Genomic DNA, 18500 nt, shown 5'->3' with positions numbered 1-18500 from the left:
GTGCCCGGCGGCCGGTGCCCGGCGGCCGGGGAACGGGAGAACAACGTCACACACTGACACCGGACCCGGAAACAATGTCACACCTTTGCGTGCTCGCCGGTCTTGGAAGAGACGGCAGTTCACGACGAATGGTGACGAGATGGGCAACGACAGCCGGCCGACCGAGCCGGAGCGGGAGGAGCCCGCGGAACAGGGGCGTGGCGGGGACCGTTTCGCCACCTGGGTGGACGGCCGGACGGGCCTGCGCGCCCCGATCCGCTCCGTACGGCGCCTGGTGTTCCCCGGGCACTGGTCGTTCCTGCTCGGCGAGATCGCGCTCCACAGCCTGATCGTCCTCCTCGTCACGGGCGTCTACCTCAGCCTCTGGTTCCACCCCTCCTCCGACCTCGTGGTCTACGACGGCGGATACCTGCCGCTGCGGGGCCTGCCGGTGTCGGAGGCCTACGACTCGACCCTGCGCATCTCCTTCGACGTCCGCGGCGGTCTCCTCGTCCGCCAGGCCCACCACTGGGCGGCCCTGGTTTTCGTCGCCGCGATCTTCACGCACCTGATGCGGGTCTTCTTCACCGGCGCGTTCCGCAAGCCGCGCGAACTGAACTGGGTCCTCGGGTTCCTGCTCCTCGTCCTGGCCATGTTCGCGGGCCTGACCGGCTACGACCTGCCCGACGACCTGCTGTCCGGAACCGGCCTCCAGGTCGTCAACGGCACGCTCCTGTCCCTCCCGGTCGTCGGGACCTACCTGTCGTTCCTCCTGTTCGGCGGCGAGTTCCCCGGCGACGACCTGATCCCGCGCTTCAACACCCTCCACACACTGGTCATCCCCGCGCTGATCGTCGCCCTCCTCGCCGCACACGTGGCCCTGGCCGTACGCCACCGGCACACGCAGTACCCCGGGCCCGGCCGTACCGAACGCAACGTCGTCGGCCTCCCGTTCAAGGTGCGGGCCGTCAAATCCGCCGGCTTCCTCTGCCTCGTGTCGGGCGTGATCTTCTTCATGGCCGCCGTCGCCCAGATCAACCCCGTGTGGAACTACGGTCCCTTCCGTCCCGACCAGGTCTCCGCCGGGTCCCAGCCGGACTGGTACATGGGCGTCGCGGACGGCCTGCTGCGCGTCATGCCCGGCTGGGAGACCGACCTGTGGGGCCACACCCTGGCCCTCGACAACCTCGTGCCCCTGCTGGCCGGCACCCTGCTCTTCCTCGCGATGGGCGCCTACCCCTTCCTGGAGGCCTGGGTCACGGACGACGACCGCGACCACCACCTGCTGGACCGTCCCCGCAACCGCCCCGTGCGCACCGCCCTCGGGGTGGCCTGGCTCAGCGTCTACGCGGTGGCGCTCATCGGCGCCGCCAACGACATCATCGCCACCCGGCTGCACGTCTCCGTCGAGTCCGTGACCTGGACCGTACGCGTCGGCCTGTTCACCGTCCCCATCCTGGCCTTCGTGCTCACCAAACGCCTCGCCCTGGCCCTCCAGCGACGCGACCGCGACCAGGTCCTGCACGGCCGCGAGACCGGCGTCATCAGACTCCTGCCGCACGGCGAGTACGTCGAGGTCCACGAGCCCCTCGACCAGGCGCGCCTGCACACCCTCACCGCGCACGAGCAGTACCGGCCCCTGGAGAACGGGCCCGACCGGGACACCGGCGGCCCCGCCCCCACCCGCACCCGGCGTCTGCGCGTCGCGCTCAGCCGCGCCCTCTACGGCCCCGGCGCCCAGATCACCAAACCCTCCCGCACCGAGTACCGGCGGCTCACCGGCCGGCACCGCCCCTGACCTCCCCCCCCCGCATGGCCCCCTCACCACACGTCCACCCGCCTCCCGCCCGGGAGACGCGGGCCCCCGACCCGCCCGAAAGGCACCCGACATGACCCGTCCCGCCCTCACCCACCGGACCCGCATCGCGCTCACGGCGCTCGCCGCCACCAGCGTCTTCGCCGCACTGCTCGTCACCACGACCGGCCGGGCCGCCGCCGACAAGGGCTCCACCGAACGCCCCAAGCCCACCGTCGTCCTCGTCCACGGCGCGTTCGCCGACTCCACCAGCTGGGACGACGTCATCCGCAAGCTGCGCCACGACCACTATCCGGTGGTCGCCGTCGCCAACCCGCTGCGCTCCCTGAGCGGCGACTCCGCCTACCTCAAGGAGGTCCTCGCCGGCATCGACGGCCCCGTCGTCCTGGCCGGGCACTCCTACGGCGGGTCCGTCATCAGCAACGCCGCCACCGGCAACAAGAACGTCAAGGCACTCGTCTACATCGCCGCCTTCCTGCCCGAGAAGGGCGAGAGCGCGGTCGACCTGTCGGGGAAGTTCCCCGGCAGCACGCTCGGCGACGCGCTGCGACCGGTGCCGACCACCAACCCCGACGGCTCCCAGGTCAACGACCTCTACATCCAGAACGACAGGTTCCCGCACCAGTTCGCGGCGGACGTGCCCCGCGACAAGGCGTACCTGATGGCCGTCACCCAGCGGCCGATCACCGACGCCGCCCTCGCCGAGGGCGCCGCCGAACCCGCCTGGAAGACCATCCCCTCGTGGGTCCTGGTCGCCACCCAGGACCTCAACATCCCGCCCGCCGCACAGGAGTTCATGGCGAAGCGGGCCCAGGCCCACGTCTCCGGGACGAAGGCCTCCCACGCCGTGAGCGTCTCCAAGCCCTGGAAGGTCACCGAGGTCATCGAGGACGCCGCGCACTCGGTGCGCTGACCCCCGCCGCACACCGGCACCCGACACGCCCCGACGCCTCACGTGCGGACGGGTCCGCCCACGGCGGACCCGTCCGCACCTCGCGTCCGCCCACTGCGCGCACGCCGCCCACCGCGCCCACAAGGACCAGCCCATGCGCCGCGAACCGCGGATCACCCCCACCGGCCCCGCCGACCTCGCCGCGACCGTGGCCCTCCACCGCCGCTGCTCACCGCAGACCCTGTGGAGCCGCTACCACCGGGCGATGCCCGACCCCGCGACCTACCTGCCCACGCTGCTCAGCCGCCCCGGCTCGGTCCACCTGGCCGTACGCGACGACACCGGACGCCAGATCGCCGTCGCCCATCTGATGCCGGACCGCTCGGCCGCCGAGGCCGCCCTCCTGGTCCAGGACTCCTGGCAGGGCCGCGGACTCGGGACCCTGCTGCTGCGCGGACTGGCGCGGCACGCGGCCGACGGCGGCTGGGAGACCCTCTACGGGCTCTTCCTGTCCGGCGACGACGGACGGATCGACACGATCCTGCGCCACGCGGACGTCCCCGTGCACCGCACGGAGGAGGGCGACACCGTCACCGCCTGGGCCCGCGCGCGCGACCTCGCGGCCCTGCGCACGACAGGGGAGAGCCGGTGCGGTCCGTGAAGGACCGCACCGGCTCTCCCCTGCGTTCACGCCACCGTGCCGGCGTACGCGTCGCGTCCGGCGCCCCTCAGCGGTCGAGGCCGTAGCGCTCACGGGCCCGCCCGACCGTCGCCGGGGCCACCTGACCGGCCCGGGCCAGCCGGTCCAGGGCGGTCACGACGATCGACTCGGCGTCCACCCGGAAGTACCGGCGCACGTCCTCCCGTGTGTCGGACAGACCGAACCCGTCGGTGCCCAGGGAGTAGTAGTCCTGCTCGACCCACTGGCCGATCTGGTCCGGCACCTGCCGCATCCAGTCGCTGACCGCGAGCACCGGGCCCGGCGCACCGGCGAGCGCCCGGGTCACGAACGGGGTGCGCTCCTGCCCGCGCAGCGTCGCCTCGTCGGCGCGCATCGCGTCCCGGCGCAGCTCCGTCCAGGACGTCACCGACCACACGTCCGCACCCACGCCCCAGTCGGCGGCGAGGAGTTCCTGCGCCCGCAGCGCCCAGTGGACGGCCGTACCGGACGACAGCAGCTGCAACCGCGGCCCGCCGGCGCCCGGTTCGGCGGCCCGGAACCGGTAGATGCCCCGGACGATGCCCTCCTCGATGCCCGGCACGGCGGGCATCGGCGGCTGGCGCCGCGGCTCGTTGTAGACGGTCAGGTAGTAGAAGACGTCCTCGGGCCGCTCGCCGTACATCCGGCGCAGACCGTCCCGGACGATCACCGCGATCTCGTGCGCGAAGGCCGGGTCGTAGGCGACCGCCGCCGGGTTGGTGGCGGCCAGCAGATGCGAATGGCCGTCGCCGTGCTGCAACCCCTCGCCGGTCATCGTCGTGCGCCCGGCGGTGCCGCCGACCACGAAACCACGGCCCATCTGGTCGCCCAGCGCCCAGAACTGGTCGCCGGTGCGCTGGAACCCGAACATCGCGTAGAAGATGTAGAACGGGATCATCGGCTCGCCGTGCGTGGCGTACGACGTCGCCGCCGCCGTGAACTCGGCGACGGAACCGGCCTCGGTGATGCCCTCGATCAGGAGCTGCCCGGTGGCACTCTCCTTGTAGTGCAGGAGCTGGCCGGCGTCGACCGGGTCGTAGGTCTGCCCCTGCGGCGCGTAGATGCCGGCCGTCGGGAACATCGACTCCATGCCGAACGTTCGGGCCTCGTCGGGGATGATCGGCACCCAGCGCGCTCCGCTCACCTCGTCCCGCATCAGATCCTTGACCAGCCGGACCAGCGCCATGGTGGTGGCGATCTCCTGGTGGCCCGACCCTTTCTCCAGCTCCTCGAAAGGCCTGGCCGGCGGCTCGGGCAGCGGCCTGGCCGTCACCCGGCGCAGCGGGAGGGGCCCGCCCAGCGCGGCCCGCCGCTCCCGCAGGTACCGCACCTCGGGCGAGTCCGGCCCCGGATGCCAGTACGGGACCTCGTCCCCGGCGAGCGCACTGTCCGGTACGGGCAGCTCCAGCACATCACGCAACTCACGGAACTGACCCATCGTCAGCTTCTTCATCTGGTGGTTGGCGTTGCGCGACTCGAACGCCGAACCCAGGGTGTGCCCCTTGACCGTCTGGGCGAGGACGACCGTCGGCGCGCCCCGGTGCTCCACCGCGGCCCGGTAGGCGGCGTACACCTTCAACGGCTCGTGTCCGCCACGGGAGTTCTCGAACAGGTCGACGACCTGCGCGTCGCTCAGCGAGGCGGAGAGCGCGGACAGGGCGTCCCCCGTGAAGAAGGTCCGCCGGACGTACGCCGCGTCCCGCGCGGCCAGCGTCTGCATCTGCGCGTCGGGCACCTCGCCCAGCCGCCGCACCAGGTCACCCGTGGTGTCCCGCCCCAGCAGCGGGTCCCACGCCTCACCCCACAACGTCTTGACGACGTTCCAGCCCGCGCCCCGGAACCGGGCCTCCAGCTCCTGGACGATCTTCGAGTTGGACCGGACGGGCCCGTCCAGACGCTGGAGGTTGCAGTTGACGACGAACGTGAGGTTGTCGAGGTTCTCTCGGGAGGCGAGCGTCAGGGCGGCCGTCGACTCCGGCTCGTCCGTCTCCCCGTCGCCCAGGAACGCCCACACCCGGGAGGCGGAGGTGTCCTTGATGCCGCGCGCGTGCAGATAACGGTTGAAGCGGGCCTGGTACACGGCGCCGAGCGGGCCGAGCCCCATGGAGACCGTCGGGAACTCCCACAGCCACGGCAGCCGCCGCGGGTGCGGGTAGGAGGGCAGACCGTGACCACTCGCCTCCCGCCGGAAACCGTCCAACTGCCGCTCGCTCAGCCGCCCTTCGAGGAACACCCGGGCATACACACCCGGGGAGGCGTGCCCCTGGAGGAACAGCTGGTCGCCGGAGCCGTCGCCGTCCTTGCCGCGGAAGAAGTGGTTGAAGCCGATCTCGTACAGCCAGGCCGCCGACGCGTAGGTGGAGATGTGGCCGCCCAGCCCCAGCCGGGAGGCCCGGGTGACCATCGCGGCGGCGTTCCACCGGTTGAGCGCGGTGATCCGGGACTCCATCTCCAGGTCGCCGCCGAACGACGGCTGGGCGGCGGCCGGAACGGAGTTGACGTACTCCGAGGACAGCAGCCCGGGCAGCGGGGCCCCCGACGTCTGCGCGAACTCGAGCACCCGCCGCATCAGATACGCCGCCCGCTCCGGCCCGGCGTTGCGCACGACGGCGTCGAGAGAGGCCCGCCACTCGGCGGTCTCCTCCCGGTCCCGGTCGGGTAGCTGGTCGAGCTCACTGAACGCGGGCGGCTCAGTGGGCCGGGACGGATCGTTCATGGCGGCCTTTCTGTCACGACGTGGAAGTGGAGGAGGGAGGGGGCGGGGCCGTCGAGCCCGGCTCAGCGGCTCTTGAGCCACTCGGTGAAGGTGTGGTGGCCCAGACGGGCGTCCGGACCGGGCAGCAGGGCCCGCTCGGCGAGCACCGCGCCGAAGACGGGGGCCCGCGGGTCGGTGACCACCGGTCCGGGCCGGCCGAGGACGGCCAGCAGCTCACCGGCGGCCTCGTCGAGCCGCAGCTCCTCCGGACCCGCCACCTCGGTCACCCCGAACAGGGGCAGCCCCACCGCGGCGTGGGCGACGGCGACGGCCACGTCGTCCGTCGACACGGGACGCACCAGCAGCGGCGCCACATGCACACCGTCGGGCCGCTCCCCGTCCGCCGCGATCGCCTCCACGGACTCGTGGAACGGGGCGGAACGCACCACGGTGCAGGGCACGGTGGCGTGCCGCGCCAGGTCCTCCTGGGCGGCCTTGGCCCGGAAGTAGCCCGAGTCGACGCAGTCCGCGCCCACCACCGACAGCGCCACGTAGTGCTCGGCGCCCGCCGCGGCGGCGGCCTGGAGGAGATGGCCCGTCGAGGCGGTGAAGAACGCCGTACTGACCGTCTGCTCGCGGGAAGGGGCGTCGGTGACGTCCACGATCACGTCCGCGCCGCGCAGGGCCCGTTCCAGGCCCTGCCCCGTGCTCACGTCGACCGCGTCCGCGCGGGAGACCGGGACGACCTCCACACCGTGGTCGCGGAGCCGGGCGACCGTCCGGGAACCGATCAGACCGGTGGCGCCTGCAACGACGACTCTCATCTGGATCTCCTTCGTCGGGGGCCGATGACCCCGCCGGGTGTCCGAAGGGCGGCCGGCGGCGCGGGCATCCGCGGGCCACCGTGCTCACCACACCGACGTAGACAGGCGGACGCCGGTTCTTGTGACACCGTGTCGATCAGAGGGGACGTCACCACGTGTCACAGATCCCGGGGCCACCCGGTCAGGTGGGTCGAGCGGTCGTCGCGACCGCGACGACCACGTGACGGCGCGGACGGCTTGCCGCGCGGACACGGTGCAACCACGGAAGGTGCGACCCAGTGTCGGAGAACTCAGAGCACACCCACCACGGCCACCACGGGCACGGAGGGGGCGGGGAGGACGACCCCGGCTGGACCCGGGCGGCGCGGATGCTCCAGGACGCCTCACCGCTCGTCATCGCGGAGGGCGCCTCCGCGATGACCATCCATGTGCAGTGGGAGCCCGGCGACCCCGGCACCCCGCCGCACCGCCACTCCGGCCCGGCGTTCGGCTACGTCCTCAAGGGCGCCGTCCGCTTCGAACTGGAAGGGGAGCCGGAGCGCGTCGTCGAAGCCGGCGGCACCTTCTGGGAGCCCGGCGGCGACGCCATCCACTACCAGGACGGCAACGCCCTGGACGACGAGCGGACCGAGTTCGTCGTCACCATGCTGTGCGCGCCCGGCAAGCCCATGCTGGAGCTCGTCGACGAGGCGGAGCTGAAGGAGCGCGCCCACCTGCGCGCACCCCGCCCGACCGCCTGACGCACGGCGCGGGGCCCCGCGTCCGTGACCTCCGGGTACCACCGGTGTCACGGAGGCGGGGGCCCGCGCCTGTTGCGTGCTTCTACCTCCTGCTTCGCCGGGTCCTGTGGCGGCGCACCGCTGACCGTGGTCGAGCAGTACATGGAGAAGCAGAAGTGGCCCGTCTGACCGTCACGGCGGAGGCGCAGAGAGCTCCGGCGCTTCGCGGCTGCGCCCCAAGGATGGCCTTCACCCCTGCCCTGAAGGGCGGAGCACTGGCCGAGATCAGACTTGCGCGGCATCCGGGCCGACACTCCCTTGAGGGAGTTGACCAGCTTCGAGAGCTGGACCTTCGGTGGGTGGTGCGCCAGGAGGTGCACGTGGTCGTCCTCGCCGTTGAACTGTTTCAGCTCGGCCTCGAAGTCTGCGCAGACCTCCCTGATGATTTCCTCGTACTGCGTCAGCATGGTGTTGGTCATGGCCTTGCGCCGACACCTGATGACGAAAACCCAGTGGGCATGCAGGTTGTGGACGACGTGACGGCCAGTGCGTACATCAGGATGTGGATTCCGTCGTGGTGACATGGGCCAAATGCCATAGTGATCGGCATGCAGCTTCGGTACAGCTTCCGTCTGTACCCGGGCGCCGGCCAGCGCACAGCCCTGGCGAGGGCGTTCGGGTGCGCGCGGGTTGTCTTCAACGACGCCCTCCGGGCTCGTGAGACCGCCCGTGCCGCCGGGATGCCGTTCATCCGGTCCGGTGAGCTGTCCAAGCAGCTCGCCGTCTCGAAGAAGACCCCCGAGCGGGCGTGGCTCGCCGAGGTTTCCTCGGTCGTGCTGCAGCAGTCCCTCCGGGACCTGGACACCGCCTACAAGAACTTCTTCGACAGCCTCAAGGGCAAGCGGCCGAAGGTGGGGCCGCCCCGGTTCAAGTCCCGCAAGGACACCCGGCAGTCGGTCCGGTTCACCGCCAACGCCGGATGGAAGATCACGATCGGCGGGAAGCTCCGGTTGCCGAAGGTCGGTGACGTTCCGGTCAGGTGGTCACGCTCCCTGCCGTCCACCCCGTCCACGGTGACCGTGGTCAAGGACAGCGCGGGACGGTACTTCGCGTCGCTCGTCGTGGAGACGGACGGCTCCGAGGCCCTGCCTGGGACGACAACCGAGGTGGGTGTCGATCTGGGGCTCACCCACTTCGCCGTCCTGTCCGACGGCCGGAAGATCTCCGCCCCGAGGTTCTTCCGCCGAGCGGAGAAGAAGCTCCGCAAGGCACAGCAGGCTCTCGCCCGGAAGGCGGAGGGTTCCGCGAACCGCAAGAAGGCTGTCGTGAAGGTCGCGCGGGCTCACGCCCGCACGGCCGCCGCGCGCAAGGACTTTCACCACAAGCTGTCGACGACGTTGATCCGCGAGAACCAAGCGGTGTACGTCGAGGACCTCGCGGTGAAGGGACTCGCCCGCACACGGCTTGCCAAGTCCGTCCACGACGCCGGATGGTCGACGTTCGTGAGCATGCTGGAGTACAAGGCGACCCGGTACGGACGCACCCTCACCCGCGTGGACCGGTTCTTCCCGTCCTCGCAGATCTGCTCGGCCTGCGGGCTCAAGGACGGCCCGAAGCCGTTGGACGTCCGGGAGTGGACGTGCACCGACTGCGGGACCGTCCACGACCGGGACGTCAACGCGGCCCGCAACATCCGCACCGAAGGATCCAAGGTCGCCGCCGGACAGGCGGAGACCGTAAACGCCCGTGGAGCGCGGGTAAGACCGGTATCCGTACCGGCACCGCGCGCAACCCGTACCCCCCGGTTCGGAAGAAGCAGGAACCCACCCGAAGCGGCCAGCCAACCGGCTGGATGCAGACGGGAATCCCCGGCCTTTGGGCCGGGGAGGATGTCAATCCACGAAGTACGAGTCGTGCCGGTCGAAGAACGCGGCCCGCTCCTCCTGCGAGGCGTGCGCCAGTTGCGACACCTGCTCGAAGTACTCCTCGCGCGGAGCGCCCGGCGTGAACAGCAGCAGCATGTCGGCCGGGGCGTCGGAGTCGTTGCGGAAGGCGTGCAGCCCGCCCTGCGGCACATGCAGGAAGTCGCCCTTGCGGGCGTCGACCCAGCGCACGCCGTCGAAGACGCGCACGGTGCCGTCCAGGATGTAGAACGACTCCGAGATCCGCTTGTGGAAGTGCGTCTTGGGCCCGCCCGCGCGAGGGCTCATCTCGACCCGGTAGAGCCCGAACTCGCCCCGGGTGGTGGCGGTCGTCGCGAGATAGTGGGTGGCGTCCTTGCCCGTCCCGCTCTCGCCGCGGTCCGGGGCAGTGGTGGCCGGCCGGAAGACGGCACTGACCTCACCGTCCTCGCCCCAGTACTTCTGCTCGGGATACGGATACGACATGGGGGTTCCTTCTTTCTGTGACCGGACGTCGCACCCCCGGCGGGGTTCAGTCGACGACTCGGCGCCCGGGGCGAGGGGAGTGATGGGGGTGGTGGGTGAAGCGGGAGACCAGCGGCGGCTCGAACGACCAGCCGTGGAGCCACCGTTGCGGCGTCGTCGGCGGCCGGTGCGGGGCCGCGGAGGGCCGCCGCAGCAGGGTGAACGCGAGCGCCGCGCCGAGGACCGGCAGAGCGGCGCACAGCGGCATGGCCCTGCGGAACGACAGGTCGAACGCGGTGCCCGACCGGTAGGCGTCCGGCCCCATCCCGACCAGCAGCGGCAGCGCCGCCACCGCCACCAGCCCGGCCGCCCGCGCCGCCGCGTTGTTGATGCCGCTGGCCAGCCCGGCGTTGGAGGCGTCCACCGAGGACAGCAGGGTCACGGTCAGCGGGGCGACCAGCACGACCATGCCGGTGCCCGTCACCAGCAGCGCGGGCAGGACGTCGGCCGTGTAGGACGCGTCCGGCCCCACCCGCAGCATCAGCAGCATGCCCGCGCCGCACGCCAGCGGCCCGAGCGTGAGCGGTGCGCGGGGCCCCAGCCGCTGGGCCAGCACGCCCGCCGCGGAGGAGAACAGCAGCATCAGCACGGTCGTGGGCAGCATGGCCGCACCGGCCGCCAGGGCCGAGTACCCGACGACGATCTGGAGGTGCAGCGCCGTCAGGAAGAAGAACCCGCCGGTGCCCGCGTACACGCACAGGGTGATCAGGTTGACGGCGGTGAACTGCCGGGACGAGAAGATCGCCGGCGGCATCATCGGGTCGCTGCCGTGCCGCTCCACTCGGAGGAAGACGGCACCGCAGACCAGGCCGCCGAGCGCCGCGACGACGGTCACCGCGCCGCCGTCGCGTGCCGTGGTCAGCGCGTACGTGGTCAGGGCGAGCGCCAGGGCGCCCAGGACTGCTCCGGGCACGTCGAAGGCGGGCCGCGCCCGGGCCGCGCCTCCGCGCGCCGTGTCCTGCCTCAGGCCGCCCACGGACTCCGGGACATGGCGCAGCGCGACGGGTACGCAGAGCAGCGCCGGGACGATGCTCAGCGCGAAGGTCCACCGCCAGCCGGGGCCGTCGACCAGCCAGCCGCCGAGGAACGGGCCGAGGGCGGCGGCGACACCGCCGAAGCCGGACCACAGGCCGATCGCGCGCGGCCGGTCGTCCGGGTGGAAGGACGCCTCGATGATCGCGAGGGAGCCGGGGGTGAGCAGGGCGCCGCCGACGCCCTGCAACGCCCGGGCGGCGATCAGCGTCCGGGCGTCCGGGGCGAGGGCGCACAGCAGGGACGCCACCGCGAACCAGCCGGCGCCCACGACGAGGACCCGCCGCCGCCCGAGCCGGTCGCCCAGTGCGCCGCCGAGCAGGATCAGCCCGGCCAGGGTCAGCATGTAGGCGTTGACCGTCCACTGGAGCACCTCCAGCCCGGCGCCGAAGTCCCGGCCGATGCGGGGCAGCGCGACCTGGGTGACGGTGGACGCGAGCAGGACCACGCTCGACCCCAGCACCGTGGCCAGCAGGGTCCACCGGCCGCGCGCGTCGGCGATCCGGAGGACGGCGGCGGGAGCGGGTTCGGGAGCGGGGTCGGCGCCGTCCGGGGTGTCGGGGTGCGTCATGGCGTGTCCTGGCTCGGGGCGAGCGGATACCGGGGTGTGGGGCCCGGGTCGGGGGTCACGGAGGGGCCGCCGCCCGGCCGGTGGTCGGGGGGCCGGGGGACGGACCCGTGCGTCCGGCCGGGCCGGAGCGGTCGGCTCAGCCGAACATGCCGGGCTTGTAGCCGCCGGCGGGCTGCCGGTTGATGACGTTGATGCGGTTGTAGGCGTTGATGACCGCGATCAGCGAGATGAGCGCCGCGAGCTGGTCCTCGTCGTAGTGCTTCGCGGCGTTGGCCCACGCCTCGTCCGACACCCCGGCCGAGCCGTCCGCGAGGCGCGTGCCCTGCTCGGTCAGTTCCAGGGCGGCGCGCTCGGGCTCGGTGAACACCGTCGCCTCGCGCCACACGGCCACCAGGTTCAGCCGCTGCTGGTCCTCGCCGGCGGCGGCGGCGTCCTTGGTGTGCATGTCGGTGCAGAAACCGCAGCCGTTGATCTGGCTGGCACGGATCTTCACCAGTTCCTGGGTGGCGACCGGAACGGCCGAGTGCACCGCCGCGCCGGCCGAGTTGAGGTGCTTCATGACCTTGCCGGCGAGGGCGTTGCCGAAGTAGTTGATGCGAGCTTCCACGGGGGATCTCCTCAGATGTCCTCAAGGACGGAACGGTTACGGTGCACTGACCGGGCACCCCGCACTTCTGTGACAGCGAGGGTCACCGGACCGGTGCCGGGCCCGTGGGACATCGTGTGAAGATGTTGGCACCACCCTCGGCGAACACAAGGTGATCATCATGGCAACCGAAAGTGTGCTGCACCCCCGCCTCATCGTCCCGATCGGGCATGTGGAACCCGTTCCGCGCCGTGTCCGGGGGACCGTCGCCGGCCGGGTCGTCTTCGACACCCGCCGCGCCCTGTACGTGTGGGAGTGGCAGGCTTACCCGCAATTCAGCATCCCGGTAGCCGACTTGGTCGACGGGGTGCTCAGTGACGACGGGCACATGGAGCAGCTCGGTGCCGGTCCCGCACACCGTCACACTCTTCAGGTCGGGCCCGAGGTCCGGGCGGGGGCGGCGTGGGTATGGGGCGAGGGGGCGCCCGGCCCGCTGCATGACACCGTGCGTTTCGAGTGGGAGGCGCTGGACTCCTGGCTGGAGGAGGACGAGCCGGTCTTCGTGCACCCCCGCAGCCCCTACTCCCGGGTCGACGCCCTGCGGTCGAACAGCAGCGTCCGCGTCGAACTCGACGGGGTCGTGCTCGCCGAGGCGGACACCTGCGTCAAGCTTTTCGAGACCGGCCTGCCGACGCGCTACTACCTCGACCCCGCGACCGTCCACCGGACCCGGCTGCGGCCCTCGGACACGGTCACCCGCTGCCCGTACAAGGGCACGACCAGCGCGTACTGGTCCTTCGACGGCATCACCGCCCACGAGGACATCGCCTGGACCTACGACTTCCCCACCGTCCAGGCCCACCGCATCGCGGGCCTGACCGCCTTCTACAACGAACACGTCGACCTGTACGTCGACGGCTCCCTCCTGCCCAAGCCCACCGACATCTACCGGACTTCGTCCGACTAGGCACACGGGCACACGGTCCGGGTCCGTTCGCCCGGTGCGTCACACATTGACCCCCGGCCCGGTCTCTGGGGTGGAAGGAACTTCCGCTCCAGCACCCGTAAAGGACCGCGCCATGAGTGACATCGTTCTCGAACCCGCCGCGCAGGAGTTCGCCGACGCGACCGCCAAGCCGCCGCTGCTGTACGAACTGGGTGTCGAGGGTGCCCGCAAGCTGCTGGACGACGTCCAGTCCGGGCCGGTCGGGAAGCCCGACGTGGACGAGAAGTGGATCACCGTCCCCGCGGAGGCCGGCGACGTGCGGGTGCGCATCGTCAAGCCCGTCGGCAGCACGGGCGTCCTGCCCGTGATCCTCTACGTCCACGGCGGCGGCTGGATCCTCGGCAACGCCGGCACCCACGACCGGCTGGTGCGCGAACTGGCCGTGGGCGCCGAGGCCGCCGTCGTCTTCGTCGAGTACGACCGCTCCCCGGAGGCCAGGTACCCGGTCGCCGTCGAGCAGGCGTACGCCACCGCCCGCTGGATCACCGCCCGGGGCGGTGAGGAGGGCCTGGACGGGACCCGGCTGGTCGTCGCCGGTGACTCCGTCGGCGGCAACATGAGCGCCGCCCTGACCCTCCTGGCCAAGCGGCGCGGGGACGTGACCTTCCTGCACCAGTCGCTGTTCTACCCCGTCACCGACGCGGGACAGGACACCGAGAGCTACCGCCTCTTCGCCCACGGCCCGCACCTGACCGCGAAGGCCATGGAGTGGTTCTGGGACGCCTACACCACCGACCCCGCCGAGCGCGACGAGATCACCGTCTCCCCGCTGCGCGCCACCCTGGACGAACTGCGGGGACTGCCGCCGGCGTTCGTCGTCGTCGACGAGAACGACGTCCTGCGTGACGAGGGCGAGGCCTACGCGCGCAAGCTCACCGAGGCCGGCGTCCCCACCACGAGCGTCCGCTACAACGCCACGCTGCACGACTTCATGATGCTCAACCCGCTCCGCGCGACCCAGGCGTCCAGCGCCGCCGTCGAACAGGCCGTCCACGTCCTGCGCAAGGCCCTCGGCACCCACTGACCGCGCACGCGTGCACGCGCGCACGCCGCGGAACGCGTCCCCTCCCTCCCCCAGAGGGCTCCCTCGAAAGGCCACCCATGTCTGCACAGCACCCCACCGTCGTCCTCGTCCACGGAGCGTTCGCGGACTCGTCCAGCTGGAACGGCGTCATCGAACGGCTCCAGGCCCACGGCCACACGGTCGTCGCCGCGAGCAACCCGCTGCGCGGGCTGAGCAAGGACAGCGACTACGTCCGCCAGCTCGTGCGGTCCCTCGACGGCCCCGTGGTCCTCGTCGGACACTCCTACGGCGGATCGGTGATCAGCGCCGCCGCCCACGGACTCGACCACGTCAAGGCGCTCGTCTTCGTCGCCGCCTTTCTGCCCGACGAGGGCGAGAGCGCCGTCGGCCTGTCGGGCAGGTTCCCCGGCAGCACCCTCGGCGAGGCACTGCACCCCGTTCCGGTCGCCCTCCCCGACGGCGGGCGGATCGCGGACCTGTACATCGAACGCGGCACGTTCCACGAGCAGTTCGCCGCCGACGTCCCCGAGGAGATCACCGCGGTCATGGCCGCCACCCAGCGGCCCGTCGCCGACGCCGCGCTCGCCGAGGGCGCCTCCGCCCCGGCCTGGAAGGACATCCCGTCCTGGGTCCTCGTCGCGACCGAGGACCGCAACATCCCCGCCCAGGCACAGATCTTCATGGCGGAGCGCGCGAAGGCCACCGTCGTCACCGTCGACGCCTCCCACGCGGTCGCCGTCTCCCACCCCGGCGACGTCGCCCGCCTGATCGCCGAGGCCGTCCGGGCCACCGCTTGAGCCGGCACAAGGGCGTGGTGCCCCGTCACCGCGCCGTCCTCGCGGCCCGGCCCCGCCCCCGGCGCCGGGCCGCCGACCCCCGGGAGCCCACATGAGCACGGAAGAGCAGGCCGCTCGCGGCCTCGCCGACATGGAGGCCTACCTCTACCGGGAGGCCCACCTCAGCGGCGCCCGGCTGCGCGTGGCCGCCTTCGTCGCACGGTCGGCGGAGCTGACCCACCAGCAGAAGCGGGCCATCGAGGACTGGTACCTCGACGAGCAGAAGTGCGTCGCCCAGATGGTGACCGAGCACATCGCCGACAGCATCGCCGCGGCCGACTCCGCACACCACCGCCGCTTCCTGCGGGGGATGCGCCGCATGCTGATCGCGGTGGCCGCCCTGACCCTGCTGACCTTCGTGGGCACCGTCCTCGTCGTGACCGCCGTCGCCTGACCCGGACGAGCCGGGGAAGGGGCGGTTCCGGGCCGGCCGCAGCCGCCGTGAACAGCGTGAACACCGGGGTATCGTGACCGCGGGAGGCGGCCATGGCGAGGGACGGGGCACGGACCGGGCTCATCGGGAGACAGGATGAGTGCCGTGTCCTGGACGACCTGGTCGCGCAGGCCAGGGACGGACACAGCGGCGTCGTGGTGGTGCGCGGCGAGGCCGGCATCGGCAAGACCGCACTGCTGAGCCGGCTCATCGGCCAAGCCACCGGATTCCACGTCCTGCGGGCCGCCGGGGTGCAGTCCGAGATGGAACTGTCCTACGCCGGACTGCACCAGCTCTGCGCCCCCTTGCTGCACCGTCTCGACGACCTCCCCGGACCGCAGCGCGACGCCCTGCGCACCGCGTTCGGGATGCGCGCCGCGGACACCCCCGACCGCTTCCTCGTCGGACTGGCCACCCTCAGCCTCCTCGCCGGGGCCGCGGGCGACCAGCCCCTGCTGTGCGTGGTCGACGACGCCCAGTGGCTGGACCGCGTGTCGTCCCAGACCCTGGAGTTCGTCGCCCGCCGGCTGCTCGCCGAATCGGTGCTGCTGGTCCTCGCCGTCCGTGAGTCCGGCCCCCGCGAGATCCTGGCCGGACTGCCCGAACTCCTCGTCCACGGCCTGGACGAACAGGACTCCCAGCGACTCCTCGACTCGGTCGTCACCGGCCCGCTCGACCCGCGGGTCCGCGACCGCATCGTCGCCGAGACCCGCGGCAACCCGCTGGCCCTGCTCGAACTCCCGCGCGGCCTGACCGCCGTCGAGATGGCCGGAGGCTTCGACGGCCCCACCGCCCGCCCTCTGGCCGGCCGGATCGAGACCGGCTACCTCCGCCGTATCCACGCACTCCCGGCCGACGCCCAGCGACTGCTGCTCGTCGCCGCCCTCGAACCCGTCGGTGACGTCTCCCTGCTGCGGCGGGCCGCCGCGCGCCTGGGCATCCCGGTGGACAGCGCCGTCACCCACGCCGAGGCGTCGGGCCTCCTCACGCTCGGCACCTGGGTCCGCTTCCGCCACCCCCTGGTCCGCTCGGCCGCCCACCGCTCCGCCGGCTTCGAGGAACGCCGCCGCGTGCACCAGGCGCTCGCCGACTCGATCGACGCGAGCCTCGACCCCGAACGCCGGGTGTGGCACCGCGCCAGCGCCGCCGTGGAGCCCGACGAGACCGTGGCCGCGGAACTGGAGGGTTCCGCCGGCCGCGCCCACCGCCGCGGCGGACTCGCCGCCGCCGCGGCCTTCCTGCACCGGGCCAGCGAACTGACCCCCGACGCCGAACGCCGCGGCACCCGCACCCTGGCCGCCGCACAGGCCAAGTACCAGGCGGGCGCCTACGACACCGCGCGGGAACTCGTCGACATGGCGGACCTCGACCCGCTCGGCGAGGTCGGGACCGGCCGCGCGAACCTGCTGCGCGGACAGATCACCTCGGCCGCCCGCAGCGCCGGCGCCGGACTGCCCCTCCTCCTCCGGGCGGCCCGCCAACTCCAGCCGTACGACTCCGAACTGGCCCGCCAGACCTACCGGGACGCCATCTACGCGGCGCTCACCGCGGGCCGCCTCGCCACCGGCGGCGTCCGCGACGTCGCCGAGGCCGTGCTGAGCGTCCCCGGCCCCGAGCGCCCCACCCACCGCGAGGACCTCCTGCTGACCGGCATCTCCCGGATGGTCACGGAGGGGTACGCCGTCGGCGCCCCGCTCGTCCTGGACGCCGTGGACGCCTTCCGCACGGAACGCCGCACACCGCGGGACGCCCTGGGCTGGCTGCCGCTCGTGTGCCGCATGGCCCACAGCGTCTGGGACTTCGCCGCCTGGTCCGAGCTCTCCGCCCGCCTGGTCGCCTCCGCCCGGGAGGACGGGGCCCTCGCCGTGCTGCCCGCCGCCCTCCTGCTGCGCCTGTCGAACCGGGTGTTCGCGGGCGACCTGCGCGCCGCCGACTCCCTCCGCGTGGAGGCCGACGCGATCGGCGAGGCCACCGGGAGCAGCTTCTTCGCCCACTACGGCTCCCTCGTCGTGGAGCCCTTCAAGGGACGCGAGGCCGCGACCCGGGAGGCCATCGCCGCCGTCACCCACGACCGGCTCCTGGAGAACGAGGGCAAGGTCGTCACCGCCACCCAGTGGGCGGAGGCGGTCCTGTGCAACGGCCTCGGCCGCTACGAGGAGGCCTGTGCCGCCGCCGAACGCGGCTGCGAGAACCCCCAGGAACTCGGCCTGTCCCTCCAGTCCAGGATGGAACTCGTCGAAGCGGCCGTCCGGCTCGGCCGCACCGCCCGCGCGACCGCGTCGGTGGCCACGATCGAGGAGATGGCCCAGGTCAGCGGAACCCCCTGGGCGCTCGGCACCTCGGCCGCCGCCCGCGCCCTGCTCACGGAGGGACCGGACGCCGAGCCCCTGCACCGGGAGGCCGTCGAGCGACTGGACCTGGCCGGGACCCGCATGGACGGCGCGAGGGCACGCCTGCGCTACGGCGAGTGGCTGCGCCGGCGAGGCCGCAGGGCGGACGCCCGGACCTGGCTCGGCGAGGCCCACGAGATGCTCGGCGAGGCGGGCGCCGAGGCGTTCGCGGAGCGCGCGCGGACGGAACTGCGGGCCGCCGGGGTGAAGGTGCGCCCGCAGAGCGCGCCGACGTCCGTCACGTTCACCGCGAAGGAGGCCGAGATCGCGCGGCTGGCCCGGGACGGCTTCACCAACCCGGAGATCGCCGCCCGGCTGTTCCTGAGCCCGCACACCGTGGAGTGGCATCTGCGCAAGGTGTACGCGAAGCTCGGGATCTCCTCCCGCAAGGACATCGGCTCCGTGGACCTGGACACCCTCGCGACCGGTTCCTGACCCGGCCGGCCGCGCCCCCGCTCACGCGGTGGGCCGGGCCCCGGTCAGGCTGTGGGCCGCGCCTCGGTCACGCGGTGGGCCGTACCCCGGTCACGCGGTGGGCCGGGCCCCCGGTCAGGCCGTGGGCCGCGCCCCG

General features: G+C 72.5%; 14 protein-coding genes and 2 pseudogenes. 10 read left to right on the top strand and 6 right to left on the bottom strand.

The genetic code is table 11. The features are described from left to right. The first annotated feature begins 139 nt into the window (after positions 1-139). The 3 genes from ACIPSE_RS32295 to ACIPSE_RS32285 all read left to right on the top strand — a co-directional run bounded on the left by ACIPSE_RS32295 (position 140) and on the right by ACIPSE_RS32285 (position 3348). Entirely contained in the window at positions 140-1777 is a 1638-nt protein-coding gene (locus ACIPSE_RS32295; RefSeq protein ID WP_401669542.1) for a cytochrome bc complex cytochrome b subunit, read from the top strand. Between the two features lie 91 nt (positions 1778-1868). Further along, positions 1869-2708 (top strand): alpha/beta fold hydrolase, encoded by an 840-nt coding sequence (locus tag ACIPSE_RS32290; RefSeq protein WP_401669540.1) that lies wholly within the window; start codon positions 1869-1871, stop codon positions 2706-2708. Positions 2709-2841: 133 nt separating this feature from the next. Next, positions 2842-3348 carry a GNAT family N-acetyltransferase gene (locus ACIPSE_RS32285; protein ID WP_401669537.1) on the top strand — a complete coding sequence of 169 codons (507 nt, stop codon included), beginning with the start codon at positions 2842-2844 and terminating at the stop codon, positions 3346-3348. A 67-nt stretch (positions 3349-3415) separates the two neighbouring features. Here the strand turns inward: ACIPSE_RS32285 and aceE are convergent, their stop codons facing one another. Beyond that, positions 3416-6103 (bottom strand): pyruvate dehydrogenase (acetyl-transferring), homodimeric type, encoded by a 2688-nt coding sequence (aceE, locus tag ACIPSE_RS32280; protein WP_401669535.1) that lies wholly within the window; start codon positions 6101-6103, stop codon positions 3416-3418. Between the two features lie 62 nt (positions 6104-6165). Beyond that, complete coding sequence (locus ACIPSE_RS32275; RefSeq protein ID WP_401669533.1) at positions 6166-6906, bottom strand: SDR family oxidoreductase; 741 nt, start codon at positions 6904-6906, stop codon at positions 6166-6168. Between the two features lie 278 nt (positions 6907-7184). Between ACIPSE_RS32275 and ACIPSE_RS32270 the strand changes: the two genes are divergently transcribed. After that, positions 7185-7646, top strand: coding sequence for a cupin domain-containing protein (locus ACIPSE_RS32270; protein ID WP_401669531.1), 462 nt, complete (start codon positions 7185-7187; stop codon positions 7644-7646). A gap of 272 nt (positions 7647-7918) precedes the next feature. Here ACIPSE_RS32270 and tnpA read toward each other — a convergent pair. Beyond that, a pseudogene (gene tnpA / locus ACIPSE_RS32265) lies at positions 7919-8209 on the bottom strand (IS200/IS605 family transposase); the annotation flags it as partial. A gap of 24 nt (positions 8210-8233) precedes the next feature. On the opposite strand from tnpA, the pseudogene ACIPSE_RS32260 reads away from it, so the two are divergent. Beyond that, a pseudogene (locus tag ACIPSE_RS32260) lies at positions 8234-9262 on the top strand (RNA-guided endonuclease InsQ/TnpB family protein); the annotation flags it as partial. Between the two features lie 255 nt (positions 9263-9517). On the opposite strand, the gene ACIPSE_RS32255 reads toward ACIPSE_RS32260, so the two are convergent. From ACIPSE_RS32255 to ACIPSE_RS32245, 3 genes are all read right to left on the bottom strand, one after another. Next, entirely contained in the window at positions 9518-10012 is a 495-nt protein-coding gene (locus ACIPSE_RS32255; RefSeq protein WP_401669529.1) for a cupin domain-containing protein, read from the bottom strand. A gap of 46 nt (positions 10013-10058) precedes the next feature. Beyond that, a complete protein-coding gene (locus ACIPSE_RS32250) occupies positions 10059-11654 on the bottom strand; it encodes an MFS transporter (protein WP_401669526.1) in 1596 nt (531 codons plus the stop codon). A gap of 136 nt (positions 11655-11790) precedes the next feature. Then, positions 11791-12261 carry a carboxymuconolactone decarboxylase family protein gene (locus tag ACIPSE_RS32245; protein WP_401669523.1) on the bottom strand — a complete coding sequence of 157 codons (471 nt, stop codon included), beginning with the start codon at positions 12259-12261 and terminating at the stop codon, positions 11791-11793. Positions 12262-12421: 160 nt separating this feature from the next. On the opposite strand from ACIPSE_RS32245, the gene ACIPSE_RS32240 reads away from it, so the two are divergent. From ACIPSE_RS32240 to ACIPSE_RS32220, 5 genes are all read left to right on the top strand, one after another. Then, positions 12422-13207: a DUF427 domain-containing protein gene (locus ACIPSE_RS32240; protein WP_401669521.1), complete on the top strand. Its 786-nt coding sequence runs from the start codon at positions 12422-12424 to the stop codon at positions 13205-13207. 112 nt (positions 13208-13319) lie between these two features. Beyond that, positions 13320-14270, top strand: coding sequence for an alpha/beta hydrolase (locus ACIPSE_RS32235; protein WP_401669518.1), 951 nt, complete (start codon positions 13320-13322; stop codon positions 14268-14270). Positions 14271-14347: 77 nt separating this feature from the next. Beyond that, positions 14348-15067, top strand: coding sequence for an alpha/beta fold hydrolase (locus tag ACIPSE_RS32230; protein WP_401669516.1), 720 nt, complete (start codon positions 14348-14350; stop codon positions 15065-15067). 91 nt (positions 15068-15158) lie between these two features. After that, positions 15159-15500, top strand: a complete 342-nt coding sequence (locus ACIPSE_RS32225; protein ID WP_401669513.1) for a hypothetical protein — start codon at positions 15159-15161, stop codon at positions 15498-15500. 92 nt (positions 15501-15592) lie between these two features. After that, positions 15593-18364: an AAA family ATPase gene (locus ACIPSE_RS32220; RefSeq protein WP_401669510.1), complete on the top strand. Its 2772-nt coding sequence runs from the start codon at positions 15593-15595 to the stop codon at positions 18362-18364. Positions 18365-18500 lie beyond the last annotated feature (136 nt).

Origin of the sequence: Streptomyces sp. NPDC090106 (assembly GCF_044747265.1) — a bacterium.
GTDB lineage: Bacteria > Actinomycetota > Actinomycetes > Streptomycetales > Streptomycetaceae > Streptomyces.
The sequence above is the reverse complement of the archived record's forward strand: the minus strand, read 5'-3'. Positions and strand labels throughout refer to the sequence as shown.